At 60.6% G+C, this 12654-nt stretch carries 12 protein-coding genes; 11 read left to right on the top strand and 1 reads right to left on the bottom strand.

The annotated features are described in order from the left end of the window. Positions 1-24: 24 nt before the first annotated feature. Positions 25-1071: a DUF2333 family protein gene (locus tag IEX40_RS06835; RefSeq protein ID WP_229680634.1), complete on the bottom strand. Its 1047-nt coding sequence runs from the start codon at positions 1069-1071 to the stop codon at positions 25-27. Between the two features lie 481 nt (positions 1072-1552). Between IEX40_RS06835 and accB the strand changes: the two genes are divergently transcribed. The 11 genes from accB to IEX40_RS06890 all read left to right on the top strand — a co-directional run bounded on the left by accB (position 1553) and on the right by IEX40_RS06890 (position 12608). Then, positions 1553-2011: an acetyl-CoA carboxylase biotin carboxyl carrier protein gene (gene accB / locus IEX40_RS06840; RefSeq protein ID WP_188746564.1), complete on the top strand. Its 459-nt coding sequence runs from the start codon at positions 1553-1555 to the stop codon at positions 2009-2011. 34 nt (positions 2012-2045) lie between these two features. Further along, entirely contained in the window at positions 2046-3386 is a 1341-nt protein-coding gene (gene accC, locus IEX40_RS06845) for an acetyl-CoA carboxylase biotin carboxylase subunit (protein ID WP_188746566.1), read from the top strand. Between the two features lie 101 nt (positions 3387-3487). Beyond that, positions 3488-4396: a 50S ribosomal protein L11 methyltransferase gene (gene prmA, locus IEX40_RS06850; RefSeq protein ID WP_188746568.1), complete on the top strand. Its 909-nt coding sequence runs from the start codon at positions 3488-3490 to the stop codon at positions 4394-4396. Further along, positions 4393-5364: a DUF3426 domain-containing protein gene (locus tag IEX40_RS06855; protein WP_188746569.1), complete on the top strand. Its 972-nt coding sequence runs from the start codon at positions 4393-4395 to the stop codon at positions 5362-5364. Before prmA ends, IEX40_RS06855 begins: the two co-directional genes overlap by 4 nt. Positions 5365-5546: 182 nt before the next feature. Next, positions 5547-6521, top strand: coding sequence for a tRNA dihydrouridine synthase DusB (gene dusB, locus IEX40_RS06860; RefSeq protein ID WP_188746571.1), 975 nt, complete (start codon positions 5547-5549; stop codon positions 6519-6521). A 16-nt stretch (positions 6522-6537) separates the two neighbouring features. Beyond that, positions 6538-6834, top strand: coding sequence for a DNA-binding transcriptional regulator Fis (fis, locus tag IEX40_RS06865; RefSeq protein WP_188746573.1), 297 nt, complete (start codon positions 6538-6540; stop codon positions 6832-6834). Positions 6835-6866: 32 nt separating this feature from the next. Beyond that, positions 6867-8450: a bifunctional phosphoribosylaminoimidazolecarboxamide formyltransferase/IMP cyclohydrolase gene (gene purH, locus IEX40_RS06870; RefSeq protein ID WP_188746575.1), complete on the top strand. Its 1584-nt coding sequence runs from the start codon at positions 6867-6869 to the stop codon at positions 8448-8450. A gap of 17 nt (positions 8451-8467) precedes the next feature. Then, positions 8468-9757 carry a phosphoribosylamine--glycine ligase gene (gene purD, locus IEX40_RS06875; protein WP_188746577.1) on the top strand — a complete coding sequence of 430 codons (1290 nt, stop codon included), beginning with the start codon at positions 8468-8470 and terminating at the stop codon, positions 9755-9757. 75 nt (positions 9758-9832) lie between these two features. Then, the gene (locus IEX40_RS06880) at positions 9833-10447 is read left to right on the top strand and encodes a LysE family transporter (protein WP_188746579.1); all 615 of its coding nucleotides are present in this window, start codon (positions 9833-9835) and stop codon (positions 10445-10447) included. Between the two features lie 34 nt (positions 10448-10481). Beyond that, positions 10482-11288 (top strand): tetratricopeptide repeat protein, encoded by an 807-nt coding sequence (locus IEX40_RS06885; protein ID WP_188746581.1) that lies wholly within the window; start codon positions 10482-10484, stop codon positions 11286-11288. A gap of 273 nt (positions 11289-11561) precedes the next feature. After that, the gene (locus IEX40_RS06890) at positions 11562-12608 is read left to right on the top strand and encodes a Leu/Phe/Val dehydrogenase (protein WP_188746583.1); all 1047 of its coding nucleotides are present in this window, start codon (positions 11562-11564) and stop codon (positions 12606-12608) included. Positions 12609-12654: the final 46 nt, after the last annotated feature.

Below are 12654 nucleotides of genomic sequence, written 5' to 3' on the forward strand. Positions count from 1 at the left end.
GAGGCACCAATTCGACTCACGACCTCAGCCCTGCGACAGTAGTTCACGCAGATCGATTATCGCGGCGTTGGCACGTGATATATAGGAGGCCATCACCAATGAATGGTTGGCCAGAAAACCAAATTCGGTACCGTTGAGAATCATCGGGCTCCAGATCGTGGCCTGGGTCGCTTCCAGTTCACGGATGATCTGGTCGACGCTGACCCGCGCATTCTTCTTCTCCAGCGTGGGCGCAAAATCCATTTCGACGGCCTCGAGCAGATGGATCAGTGCCCAGGCGGTCCCCCGCGCCTCGTAGAAAACATCGTCGATCTCCATCCAGGGTGTCTGGATCTCCGACTCATGCGCGGTTTTGGTGGATTGCGCCGCACCGGGGCTGCCGGCCAGGTCGGTATTCAAACGCCGCTGCCCGACACTGGCACTGAGCCGCTGTGACAGGCTGCCCAAACGGGTGGACACATCACCCAGCCAGTCGCGCAGATTATCGGCCCGGGCATAAAACTGTGCCGACTCTTCACTGGTCTCGGAAAGGCTTGCCTGATAGGCACGCAAGGCCTTGATCGCCTTGCGGTACTCGCCCTCGCTATCCGGAAGAATCCAGCTGTTGGAATCGAAATGCAGCAACGGTTCGGCCTTGGCAAGGTCGGGGTCTTCCGTGGACTGCGACTGGGAGCGACTGAAGGTTTTGCGCAGCGCCCGCGCCATGTCACGTGCCTGTACCAGTACACCAAACTCCCAGTTGGGCAAATTATCAAGCCAGATACCCGGCGGCAGACGGTCGTTGCTGATATACCCGCCGGGCTTATCCAGCAGCGTTTCGGTAACCAGGATCAGCGCTTCACTGGTGTAGTACCCAACCACCGGCTGCTGGCCGCGCTGCTGTGCCTGCTGATTGGCCTGCTCGACCAGATTGAAACGGGAGGGCTCGAAACTCCAGTAAACGCCGAATCCCGTCGCCACCAGCAGATAGAGTAGTATCAGGCCCGTCACACTCTTCGCCACCCGACCTCCCGAGAGGCGGCTCCATAGCGGATCCCAGAGTTTGAACCAGATACGTTGCAGACTATCCAACACGTGCATCCCTCTTCCGTTTTTGACCCTGCACACTGTTGCACGCCGGGGCATATGAGTTTCGCTGCAGTGCAAACACTCGCCACCCCGCTTTCTTGCTTTATTTCCAACCCATGGGAGCGAGGTTCATGATGCGTTGCACTATGGCGAATTTCCCAGCACCGGTCAACGAATAGCCGGATCACCGCCTGGCGTCGCCCAGCCGGGCTCAGCAGCCACGAATGGCAGAGACAGGCGATCAACAATTAACCATTCCACAACAAAACTGTCGGGAAACTTCGGCAAACTGCGCCCTAATGCAGGAATATTTATGATTCACATGGACAGTGATTCCGCTTTAATGCACACTTATGCGCAATTTTATTCTTAACCACCTGATCAGGCGTTGGGTCTATCGATTGCAGCGATCCCTGCAGTCATGCCCACCTCAGGTGCAGTTGTCATCCTCAAACATAACAGCCAAGACTGAGACTCTTTTCCGATGGATATCCGCAAAGTCAAAAAACTGATCGAACTCCTCGAAGAATCCAACATCAACGAGATCGAGATCAAAGAGGGTGAGGAATCGGTCCGCATCAGCCGGACTTCAAGTCTGGTCCCCCAGGCAGCTTATGCACCGATGCCCGTTGCCGCCGCACCGGCGCCGGTTCAGCCGGCCGCTCCGGCCGCAGCACCTGCCGCCGACCCGACACCGGCCGCACCGGCTGGACACTCCGTGCGTTCCCCTATGGTTGGCACCTTCTACCGCTCACCGTCACCGACTGCAGCGCCCTTCATTGAAGTCGGCCAGAGCATCAAGGCCGGTGACGTAATCTGCATCGTCGAAGCGATGAAGATGATGAACCAGATCGAAGCGGATAAATCAGGCGTCATCGAGGCGATCCTGGTCGAAGATGGACAGCCGGTTGAATACGATCAGCCGCTGATCGTTATCGCCTAACCCGTCTCGAACTCCACCCAAGGATTTTTGAACGATGCTCGATAAAGTGCTCATAGCCAACCGCGGCGAGATCGCGTTGCGCATCCTGCGTGCCTGTAAGGAGCTGGGGATCAAAACCGTGGCGGTACATTCCGTCGCTGACCGCGACCTGATGCACGTTCGTCTGGCTGACGAGGCAGTTTGTATCGGACCGGCACCCTCTACGCAGAGCTATCTGAATATTCCGTCCATCATCAGCGCCGCCGAAGTAACCGACTCTGTCGGTATCCACCCCGGCTACGGATTCCTGGCGGAGAACGCCGGTTTCGCCGAGCAGGTGGAGCAGTCCGGTTTCACCTTCATCGGCCCCCGCGCCGACACCATCCGCCTGATGGGCGACAAGGTATCGGCGATCCAGGCGATGAAAAAAGCCGGAGTGCCGACCGTACCCGGCTCGGACGGCCCGCTGCCGGAAGACAATGAAGCGATCCACAAGATCGCCAAGCGCATCGGCTACCCGGTAATTATCAAGGCCGCTGCCGGCGGCGGCGGTCGCGGCATGCGCGTCGTGCACACCGAAGCCCACCTGACCAATGCGGTACAGGTCACCCGTACCGAGGCCAAAGCCGCCTTTGGCGACGAAACCGTCTACATGGAGAAGTTTCTCGAGAAGCCGCGCCATGTCGAGGTTCAGGTACTGGCCGACGGCCAGGGTAATGCGATCCACCTGTACGATCGCGACTGCTCGCTGCAGCGCCGCCACCAGAAGGTGGTGGAGGAAGCACCTGCACCCGGTATCGACCCGGAAGCGCGGGCAGCCGTGCTCAAGTCCTGTGTCGATGCCTGCATCGAGATCGGCTATCGTGGCGCCGGCACATTCGAGTTCCTGTATGAGAATGGCGGCTTCTACTTCATCGAGATGAACACCCGCGTTCAGGTGGAGCACCCGGTCACCGAGCAGGTTACCGGTGTCGATATCGTCAAGGAGCAGCTGCGGATCGCCTCCGGCATGCCGCTGTCGATCAAGCAGGAGGATGTGAAGCTTAACGGTCACGCCTTCGAGTGCCGAATCAATGCCGAGGATCCGCGTAACTTCATGCCCAGCCCCGGCAAGGTAAGCTATTTCCATGCACCGGGCGGTAACGGCGTACGTGTCGATTCTCACCTGTACAGCGGTTACACCGTGCCGCCGCACTACGACTCCCTGATTGCAAAGTTGATCACCTGGGGCGAAGATCGCGAAACGGCACTGATCCGTATGCAGAACGCACTCGACGAGATGGTGGTAGAGGGGATCAAGACCAACATCTTGCTGCACAACGATATCGTCCGCGATGCCAACTTCGCCCGCGGCGGTGTCAACATCCACTACCTGGAAAAGAAACTCGGCCTGTAAACACAGGCGTGTATCATCCAGCCAAAAAGCCCGCAGCAGCGGGCTTTTTTGACGCTAAGCTTTAATTCATACTCAGGCTATTAGAATTGACGGAGCACTCCATGCCCTGGTTACAGATAAAGGTTGAAACCGCCCCCGAACAGGCCGAGCAGTATGAGGACCTGCTGCTGGCCGCCGGATGTGCCGCTGTCACCTACCAGGACGCCGCCGACCAGCCCATCTTCGAACCGGACCTGGGCACCACGCCGCTGTGGAGCCAGACCGTTGTCACCGGGCTGTTCGCCGCCGAACATGATCTACAGGAAACCCTGGCACTGCTGCGCTCAGCTCAGCAGCAGCTGCCCGAAATCGAGGGCCGCCCGCATCCGGAGATCAAGGCGGAAATCCTGGAGGACAAGGACTGGGAGCGCGAATGGATGGAGAACTACCATCCGATGCAGTTTGGCAAGCGACTCTGGGTCTGCCCCAGTTGGCGCGAAGCCCCTGACCCCAATGCAGTCAACATGATGCTCGACCCAGGCCTCGCCTTTGGCACTGGCACACACCCGACCACCTCGCTCTGTCTGGAGTGGCTCGACAGCCAATCCCTCGACGACCAGCTGGTGGTGGATTACGGCTGTGGCAGCGGCATTCTGGGCATCGCCGCGCTATTGCTGGGGGCCAACAAGGTGGTGGCCGTCGATATCGATCCCCAGGCGCTGACCGCGACCCGCGACAACCTGGAGCGTAACCGGCTCGATTCGTCACGTCTCAGCGTCAGCCTGCCCAACGCGACACCTGCGGTTAAGGCCGATACCCTGGTCGCCAATATACTGGCCGGCCCGCTGGTTGAGCTGGCTCCGACCCTGGAAGCCCTGGTACGCCCCGGTGGACGTATACTGCTGTCCGGCCTGCTCGCGGACCAGGCGGACAGCGTTTCGACCGCCTACTCGCAGTGGTTCAAGATGGAGCCGGCCGTGGAAAAGGACGGCTGGATCAGACTCACCGGCACTAAATACCAGGACGCATGAACGAGCCGCTAATTACCGAGTGCCCCGGATGCCATTCACGCTTTCGCGTGACTGAGGGGCAGTTGAATCTCGCCCAGGGCCAGGTGCGCTGCGGCGCGTGCCTGATGGTGTTTGACGCCCGCGTCGAGGCACGTCGTCTCGAGCGTCATCAGCAAGAATTACATACTCAGCAGCAAAAGCCGGCTATCACCGAGCCCGACCATAAACTTGCACCTGCACCTGCACCTGCACCTGCACAGATTACCGCCAGCAAGGTTGCCGATACCGATGAGTTGGCCGAGCGCTTGCTCGCGGCCGCCGAAAAACTCAAGGCGAGACCCGTTGCCAAAGATCAGCCAGCAAAGCCAGCAAGCGCCCGCTCTGCCCTTGAGGATAAGGACGCTCCCTCCGTTAAGGAAGAGACCGCCAGCTCGGCTGTAGAGGCGTCAGCGGACAATATCCCCCATCTCTACGCCGAACCGATTCTGCTGGAGATAAGCCGGGAGCGAAACGATCCCTTTGCCGCCACCGGCTGGGCCCTGGCATCGCTGATTGCACTGCTGGTACTGGGCGGCCAGTACCTGTGGTTCGAGCGCGCAACGCTGGCACATAATGAAGATCTGCATCCGATCTACGCCCTCGCCTGCGATTCCCTGGCTTGTGAACTGGGACGCGGGGCCTACCGCTCGATCACCAACCAACGCATGGTCGTACGCCCTCACCCGGCGTTCGCCGACGCCCTCAGCGTGGATATACAGTTGCGCAACGATGCCGCGTTTGCCCAGCCCTTTCCGGCGTTGTCACTCACCTTTACCGACCTTAAGGGCCGGCTGGTGGCGAGCCGGGTCTTTCAGCCCCGAGAGTACATGCCGTCCAACCGCGTCGGCGAGTTGATGCAGCCGATGACGCCTGTGCAGCTGCAACTGGAGATTACCGACCCCGGCGTACGTGCCGTCAGCTACCAGCTGGAACTGCGCCCGGCGAGTTGAAATCCCGCTTCCAGGAAGCTCAAAAACACCCTTTGGTCAACCCCGAAATCGATCAAAAAATCAACAAAAACAGGTTGGAGCCCCCCTCCCGAAAGAGTATCATTGGCCGCCTTCCAATAACGAACCCGGACCTAAGCCGAACGGCTTGGGCCAGTATTTTTTTCCCTTTTGGCAGGTGTGTGATGTTCCAAATCGGCCCTTACACCATTGACAGTCAGGTTGTGCTGGCACCGATGGCTGGGGTCACGGATCGTCCCTTCCGCCAACTCTGCAGACGTCTGGGCGCCGGCCTGGTGGTCTCGGAGATGGTCACCTCCGATACCCGCCTGTGGAACTCACGCAAATCGGCCCTGCGCCTCGACCATACCGGTGAAGCCGAGCCACGCTCGGTACAGATCGCCGGTGGCGATCCGCAGATGATGGCCGATGCTGCACGGATGAACGCCGAGCGGGGCGCACAGATCATCGATATCAACATGGGCTGCCCGGCGAAGAAGGTCTGTAACAAGGCCGCCGGGTCCGCTCTGTTGCGCGATGAGGTGCTGGTCGGCGAGATCCTCGATGCCGTTGTCGACGCCGTCGAGATCCCGGTCACCCTGAAGATCCGTACCGGCTGGTCACCCGAACAGCGCAACGGTGAACGGATCGCCGAGATGGCGGAACAGGCCGGTATCGCCGCACTGGCCGTGCACGGCCGCACCCGCGCCGATCGCTATCAGGGCAACGCGGAGTACGACACCATCGCCCGTATCTGCCAGCAGGTTTCCATCCCGGTATTCGCCAATGGCGATATCGACTCGGCGCGCAGCGCGCGCGACGTGCTCGATTACACCGGTGCCGCCGCTGTGATGATCGGGCGTGCAGCTCAGGGCCGCCCCTGGCTGCTGCGTGAGATCGACCACTATCTGCGCACGGGAAAAGAGCTGGCGGAACCGGAGACAGACGAAGTTCTGCAGATTCTGACCGGCCACCTCGAAGCGCTATATGCCTTCTACGGTGACTATATGGGCGTGCGTATTGCGCGCAAGCATGTAGGCTGGTATCTGCAGCAACACGCGCAGGCTGCCGGGTTCAGGAAGCATTTCAATCAACTAGAAACAGCAAGCGATCAGGTTAATGCCGTTACTGCCTTGTTGGCAGGTTCGGCCGCCGCCTGAATCCAGGATTGGGTACATGAGTACAGTGGAAAGCAAAGATTTGGAACAGTATGCACACACCACCCAGCCGCAGTCTGGCATGCCGGCGCAGACCCTGCGCGACACCGTGCACCAGTCGCTGACCAGCTACTTCAAGCAGCTGGACGGTCAGCCGGTTACCGACGTGTACCAGATGGTCCTGTCAGAGATCGAAGCGCCGCTGTTTGAGAGCGTGATGGCCTATACCAAGGACAACCAGACCAAGGCGTCTGAGGTCCTGGGCCTCAATCGCGGCACCCTGCGCAAAAAACTGAAGCAGTACGGCCTGCTGTAATCGAGCGAACTGAGAGAAGCGAACCCGAGATTATGTCTGAGCAGAACACTACCCCGATTCGCCGCGCGCTGATCAGCGTGTCGGACAAAACCGGTATTGTAGACTTCGCCCGTGCGCTGAACGCACGCGGTGTCGAGATCCTCTCCACCGGCGGCACTTTCAAGCTGCTGCGCGAGAGCGATATCCCGGCCACCGAGGTTTCCGACTACACCGGTTTCCCGGAGATGATGGCAGGCCGTGTCAAGACGCTGCACCCGAAGGTTCACGGCGGCATCCTGGGACGTCGCGGCACCGACGATGCGGTGATGGCGGAGCACGGTATCGATCCGATCGATATGGTCGTGGTCAACCTCTACCCCTTCGCTCAGACCATCGCGCGTCCCGATTGTGACCTGCCGATGGCGATCGAGAACATCGATATCGGCGGCCCGACCATGGTCCGTTCAGCAGCGAAAAACCACAAGGACGTTGCCATCGTCGTCAATGCTTCAAGCTACGAGCCGATCCTGAAGGAGCTTGAGCGCGATGGTGGCCTGAGTCTGAAGACCCGGTTCGACCTCGCCGTGCAGGCGTTCGAACATACTGCCGCCTACGACGGCATGATCGCCAACTATCTCGGCGCCGTTATCGAAGGCGACGAAGAGGTACCGGCCGACTTCCCGCGTACATTCAACACCCAGTTCATCAAGGCGCAGGATATGCGCTACGGCGAGAACCCGCACCAGCGCGCAGCCTTCTATGTCGAAACCAACCCAGCCGAGCCCAGCGTCTCCACCGCGCGCCAGCTGCAGGGCAAGGCGCTGTCCTACAACAACGTGGCCGACACCGACGCCGCGCTGGAGTGCGTCAAGCCGTTCCAGGAACCCGCCTGCGTCATCGTCAAGCACGCCAACCCCTGTGGCGTTGCGATCGGCAGCGACATTCTGGAAGCCTATAACCGCGCCTTCCAGACCGACCCGACCTCTGCCTTCGGCGGCATCATCGCCTTCAACCGCGAGTTGGACGGCGAAACCGCCAAGGTGATCGTCGAGCGTCAGTTCGTCGAGGTGATCATCGCTCCGAAGGTGACCCAGGAAGCTTCCGATATCGTCGCCAGCAAACCCAATGTACGTCTGCTCGCCTGCGGTGAGTGGGATGCCCAGCGCGCCAAGGGCTTCGACTACAAGCGCGTCAATGGCGGCCTGCTGGTGCAGGATCGCGATCTGGGCATGGTCGACGCCTCCCAGCTCAAGATCGTCAGCAAGAAGCAGCCCAGCGAACAGGAGATCCGCGATCTGCTGTTCTGTTGGGAAGTGGCCAAGTTCGTCAAATCCAACGCCATCGTCTACGCCAAGAACGGCCAGACCATCGGTATCGGCGCCGGCCAGATGAGCCGAGTGTACTCGGCCAAGATCGCCGGTATCAAGGCCGCTGACGAAGGTCTTGAGGTGAAGGGCTCGGTGATGGCTTCCGACGCTTTCTTCCCGTTCCGTGACGGTATCGACGCTGCTGCCGAAGCCGGTATCAGCGCGGTAATCCAGCCGGGCGGGTCCATGCGTGACCAGGAGGTGATCGACGCCGCCGACGAGCATGGCCTGGCGATGGTCTTCACCGGCATGCGCCACTTCCGTCACTGATACAGGGATAGAGGCAGATGAAAATTCTCGTAATCGGCTCCGGCGGGCGCGAACACGCGCTGGCCTGGGCCGCCGCCCGTGACGAGGCGGTCGAAACCGTCTTCGTCGCCCCCGGCAACGCCGCCACTGCGCAGGAGAGCAAGCTGCAGAACGTCGATATCGATGTACTGGCGCTGGATCAGCTCGCCGCGTTCGCCAAGGAGAACGCCATCGACCTGACCATCGTCGGTCCGGAGGCGCCGCTCGTGGTCGGCATCGTCGACAAGTTCACCGAACAGGGGCTGCGCGTGTTCGGCCCCACCGCCGGTGCTGCTCAGCTGGAGGGATCCAAGGCGTTCACCAAGGACTTCCTGGCTCGCCATGCCATCCCCACCGCCGAGTACCAGAACTTCACCGAGGTGGAGCCTGCACTGGCCTATGTGCGTGAAAAAGGCGCTCCGATCGTGGTCAAGGCCGACGGTCTGGCCGCCGGCAAGGGCGTAATCGTGGCAATGACGCTCGCGGAAGCCGAAGACGCGATCCGCGATATGCTCGCTGGCAACGCCTTCGGTGATGCCGGTCACCGCGTGGTGGTCGAGGAGTTCCTCGATGGCGAGGAAGCCTCCTTCATCGTCATGGTCGATGGCGAACACGTGCTGCCGATGGCCACCAGCCAGGACCATAAGCGAGTCGGCAACGGCGACTCCGGCCCCAACACCGGCGGTATGGGGGCTTATTCACCGGCCCCGGTGGTCACCGCTGAGATCCATGACCGCATCATGGCCGAAGTGATCCTGCCCACCGTGCGCGGCATGGCCGCCGAAGGCAATGAGTACACCGGCTTTCTGTATGCCGGCCTGATGATCATGGCCGACGGTACCCCGAAAGTGATCGAGTACAACTGCCGCTTTGGCGATCCGGAAACGCAGCCGATCATGTTGCGCCTCAAGTCCAGCCTGGTCGAGCTGTGCAACGCCGCCCTCGACAAACGTCTGGACCAGGTGCAAGCGGACTGGGATCCGCGCCCGTCGGTGGGCGTGGTAATGGCCGCAGGCGGTTATCCCGGTGATTACGCCAAGGGCGACGCAATCAGTCTGCCAAGCGAAACGCCGGCCGACAGCAAGATCTTCCATGCCGGCACCAAACTGCAGGATGGCAAGGTGGTCACCGCTGGCGGTCGTGTGCTCTGCGCTACAGCCCTGGGAGACAGCGTCACCGAGGCACAGCAGCGTGCCTACGAGCTGGTCGACCTGATCAGCTGGAAGGATGCCTACTACCGCACCGATATCGCCTACCGCGCCATCGCACGCGAGCAGGCTGAGCAGTAAGACACACTCGGTCGATTGCACTACAACAACAGCCGCCTTTGGGCGGCTGTTCTGATTTTTGAAAGGAACTCATCAATGTCGATCGAGATCTGGCTGGCGCTGCTCAGCGCCGCCATTTTGATCAGCTTATCGCCTGGCGCAGGAGCAGCCACCGCGATGAGCTACGGACTCAACCACGGCGTGCGCGGCGCCGCGCCTGCGGTCGCAGGCCTGATCGCCGGTTACGGTACCCAGCTTCTGGTCGTCGCCGTGGGGCTGGGGGGACTGGTGGCGGCCTCTCCCAGGCTGTTCCTGACCATAAAATGGATAGGAGCGGGCTATCTGATCTGGCTTGGCCTCTCGCTCTGGCGCTCCGACACCGGACTCAGACTTGGCCTGAGCAACGCCCCAGGCGTGCGCCAGCGTTTCGTCAGCGCCTATCTGGTCAATATCACCAACCCCAAAGGGATCATCTTTCTGATCGCACTGGTTCCCCAGTTCATGGATCCGGCCCTGCCCCGGCTGCCCCAGCTGCTGGTGATCGCCACCACACTGCTGATCGTCGACTGGAGCGTGATGACCGGTTACAGCGGTCTCGCCTCGCGTCTGCGCTACCTGATGCAGAGTCCAAGGGCGGTGCGTTGGCAAAACCGGCTCTCCGGCAGTGCACTGATCCTCGCAGGTCTGGTACTCTCCACAGCTACACTCTGAGTCGCATCCGGTTAGGGAGAGGGAGATTCGCATCATGTGGTTTGGCCGCGGCTTTTCGGGACAGTTCGAGCGCCCCCTGTCCACTCTGTTCCTGGTCTCGATACTCAGCGGCTGTAGCGCGTTTCTGGACACCCCGAGCAAAACCGAAAACTTCTGTCTCAGTGCCGGTAAAGACCAGTCCTACGACTGCGATAATCCCCCTACTGAACCCTATACCGGCCCGTTGCGGATCCGTGACCTGCCAATCGACGATGAAACCCTGTACGCCCGGGTCGAAGAGATCAAGTTATGGCTCGCTCATCAGCGCGCCCTGCTCTCGGGCGAACCGGTGGCCCAACCACTGGAGGGCAGCGACTCGGCCCTGATACCGCCGGCGCCCGAGGCGCTGGTAACACCGAACGTCACCAGCGACCCCGAAGAAACCCTGGCGGCCGCTCTGGCGCTTATCGAACGCGGCGACTACGACACTGCGCTGTCATTGATCGACGAATATAAAGTGCTCAATCCGGACGATCTGTCCGCCTCATTGATCGAGTCCCGCATCCTGGTCCTGAGCGGGCAGCTGCAAAGCGCCGAGCAACTGCTGCGTTGGAAGATCAAGCAGAACCCGCACATCCCGGAGCTTTACAACAATCTGGCGGCGGTCCAGGCGGCGAACGGTAAGGTGGGGGAGGCGATCTCCACCCTGCAACAGGCCTTCACCACCGACCCGAGTTTTGCCCGCATCCAACAGAACCTCAAGACCCTCTACACCACCTCGGCCAATCAGGCGCTGATGCCCGATCTGGCACCCGTGCCGCCAAAACTGAATATGATCGACCTGGTTCCCGAACGGAACTAGGAATGTTGCCAAGGCGAAACATTTTTTCACTTTAGCTGCATTGCACAACTACAGCGATCCAAAATCTCGCCTCGGCCATATCAGCATCCGATACAGCACTTTTAACGCACCTGCACAACGGCAAAGCCATGCGCATAATTAGTGCGTCCGAGCCCTGAACTTTATCCAACTCTGTGCTATCCAGAAGATAAACGAGAACCCGGTTTACCTACCGGTCTCAGACACTTGGCTCAACCGTTTTCCCTGATCTAAACCGTAACGGAGGATCCCGTCATGTTCAGACAGCTGGAAGACGCAGGCCTGACCGACATCCATATCGGCCTGGACGCTGCGACCGGGATGCGCGCAATCGTCGCTATCCATTCCACTGCCCGCGGCCCCGCTATTGGTGGTTGCCGCTTTCTACAATATGCCAATGAGCAAGAGGCGATGACCGATGTCATCCGGCTCGCCCGCGGCATGAGCTACAAAGCCGCGCTGGCCGACCTGCCTCATGGTGGCGGCAAGGCGGTTTTGCTGCGCCCCGACCGCCCCTTCGACCGCAAGGCGCTGATGCAGGCGTTCGGTCGTTTCGTCGATACCCTGGGTGGACGCTACATCACGGCAGTGGATAGTGGCAGCGAAGTCAGCGATATGGATATCATCGCGCAGGAGACCCGTTGGGTCAGTTGCACCAGTCGCAGCGGTGATCCCTCGCCCTATACGGCGATCGGCGTGCTCAGCGGCATCCAGGCGTTCGTCAAGGTCGGCCTGGGACGCCAATCGCTCAGCGGCCTGCGCGTGGCCTTGCAGGGCCTGGGTCATGTCGGCATGGATCTCGCGCAGAAACTGCATGCAGCGGGGGCCCAACTGGTGGTTAGCGATCTGGAACAACCTCACCTGGACACCGCGGTACGCGATTTTAACGCCGAGGTCGTCGAGCCCGATGCGATCTACGCAGTCGACTGCGACCTCTTCTGCCCCTGTGGTCTCGGCGCCATCCTGAACGAAAACACCATCCCCCGCTTGCGTTGCAAAATTGTCGCCGGTAGCGCGAACAACCAATTGGCTCGGGAGGAGGACGGTGAGCGTTTACGTGAGCGCGGTATTCTCTATGCGCCGGACTACATCATCAACTCCGGCGGCTTGATTCAGGTGGCGATGCAGCACGCCGGCGCCCCGGACGGGGCGATCATCGACAAGATCGTCGGCATGGGTGCAACACTGGAGCGCCTGCTGGAGGATGCCCTGCGCCTGAATCTGCCGATCGAGAAGTTGGCGGACCGGCTGGCTGAGCAGCGCCTGCACGCACGCCATGCCTCGCAACACCATGCGGCCTGAACCCGCCCGCTTCCTGGACTTGATCGTCTTGTACTTAAGAGAGGTA

This window comes from Marinobacterium zhoushanense (assembly GCF_014641945.1).
Taxonomy (GTDB): domain Bacteria; phylum Pseudomonadota; class Gammaproteobacteria; order Pseudomonadales; family Balneatricaceae; genus Marinobacterium_D; species Marinobacterium_D zhoushanense.

Excerpts from the sequence above, each read along its gene's own strand:
- accB (WP_188746564.1), top strand. The coding sequence starts at position 1,553 with ATGGATATCCGCAAAGTCAAAAAACTGATCGAACTCCTCGAAGAATCC.
- accC (WP_188746566.1), top strand. The coding sequence starts at position 2,046 with ATGCTCGATAAAGTGCTCATAGCCAACCGCGGCGAGATCGCGTTGCGC.
- prmA (WP_188746568.1), top strand. The coding sequence starts at position 3,488 with ATGCCCTGGTTACAGATAAAGGTTGAAACCGCCCCCGAACAGGCCGAG.
- IEX40_RS06855 (WP_188746569.1), top strand. The coding sequence starts at position 4,393 with ATGAACGAGCCGCTAATTACCGAGTGCCCCGGATGCCATTCACGCTTT.
- dusB (WP_188746571.1), top strand. The coding sequence starts at position 5,547 with ATGTTCCAAATCGGCCCTTACACCATTGACAGTCAGGTTGTGCTGGCA.
- fis (WP_188746573.1), top strand. The coding sequence starts at position 6,538 with ATGAGTACAGTGGAAAGCAAAGATTTGGAACAGTATGCACACACCACC.
- purH (WP_188746575.1), top strand. The coding sequence starts at position 6,867 with ATGTCTGAGCAGAACACTACCCCGATTCGCCGCGCGCTGATCAGCGTG.
- purD (WP_188746577.1), top strand. The coding sequence starts at position 8,468 with ATGAAAATTCTCGTAATCGGCTCCGGCGGGCGCGAACACGCGCTGGCC.
- IEX40_RS06880 (WP_188746579.1), top strand. The coding sequence starts at position 9,833 with ATGTCGATCGAGATCTGGCTGGCGCTGCTCAGCGCCGCCATTTTGATC.
- IEX40_RS06885 (WP_188746581.1), top strand. The coding sequence starts at position 10,482 with ATGTGGTTTGGCCGCGGCTTTTCGGGACAGTTCGAGCGCCCCCTGTCC.
- IEX40_RS06890 (WP_188746583.1), top strand. The coding sequence starts at position 11,562 with ATGTTCAGACAGCTGGAAGACGCAGGCCTGACCGACATCCATATCGGC.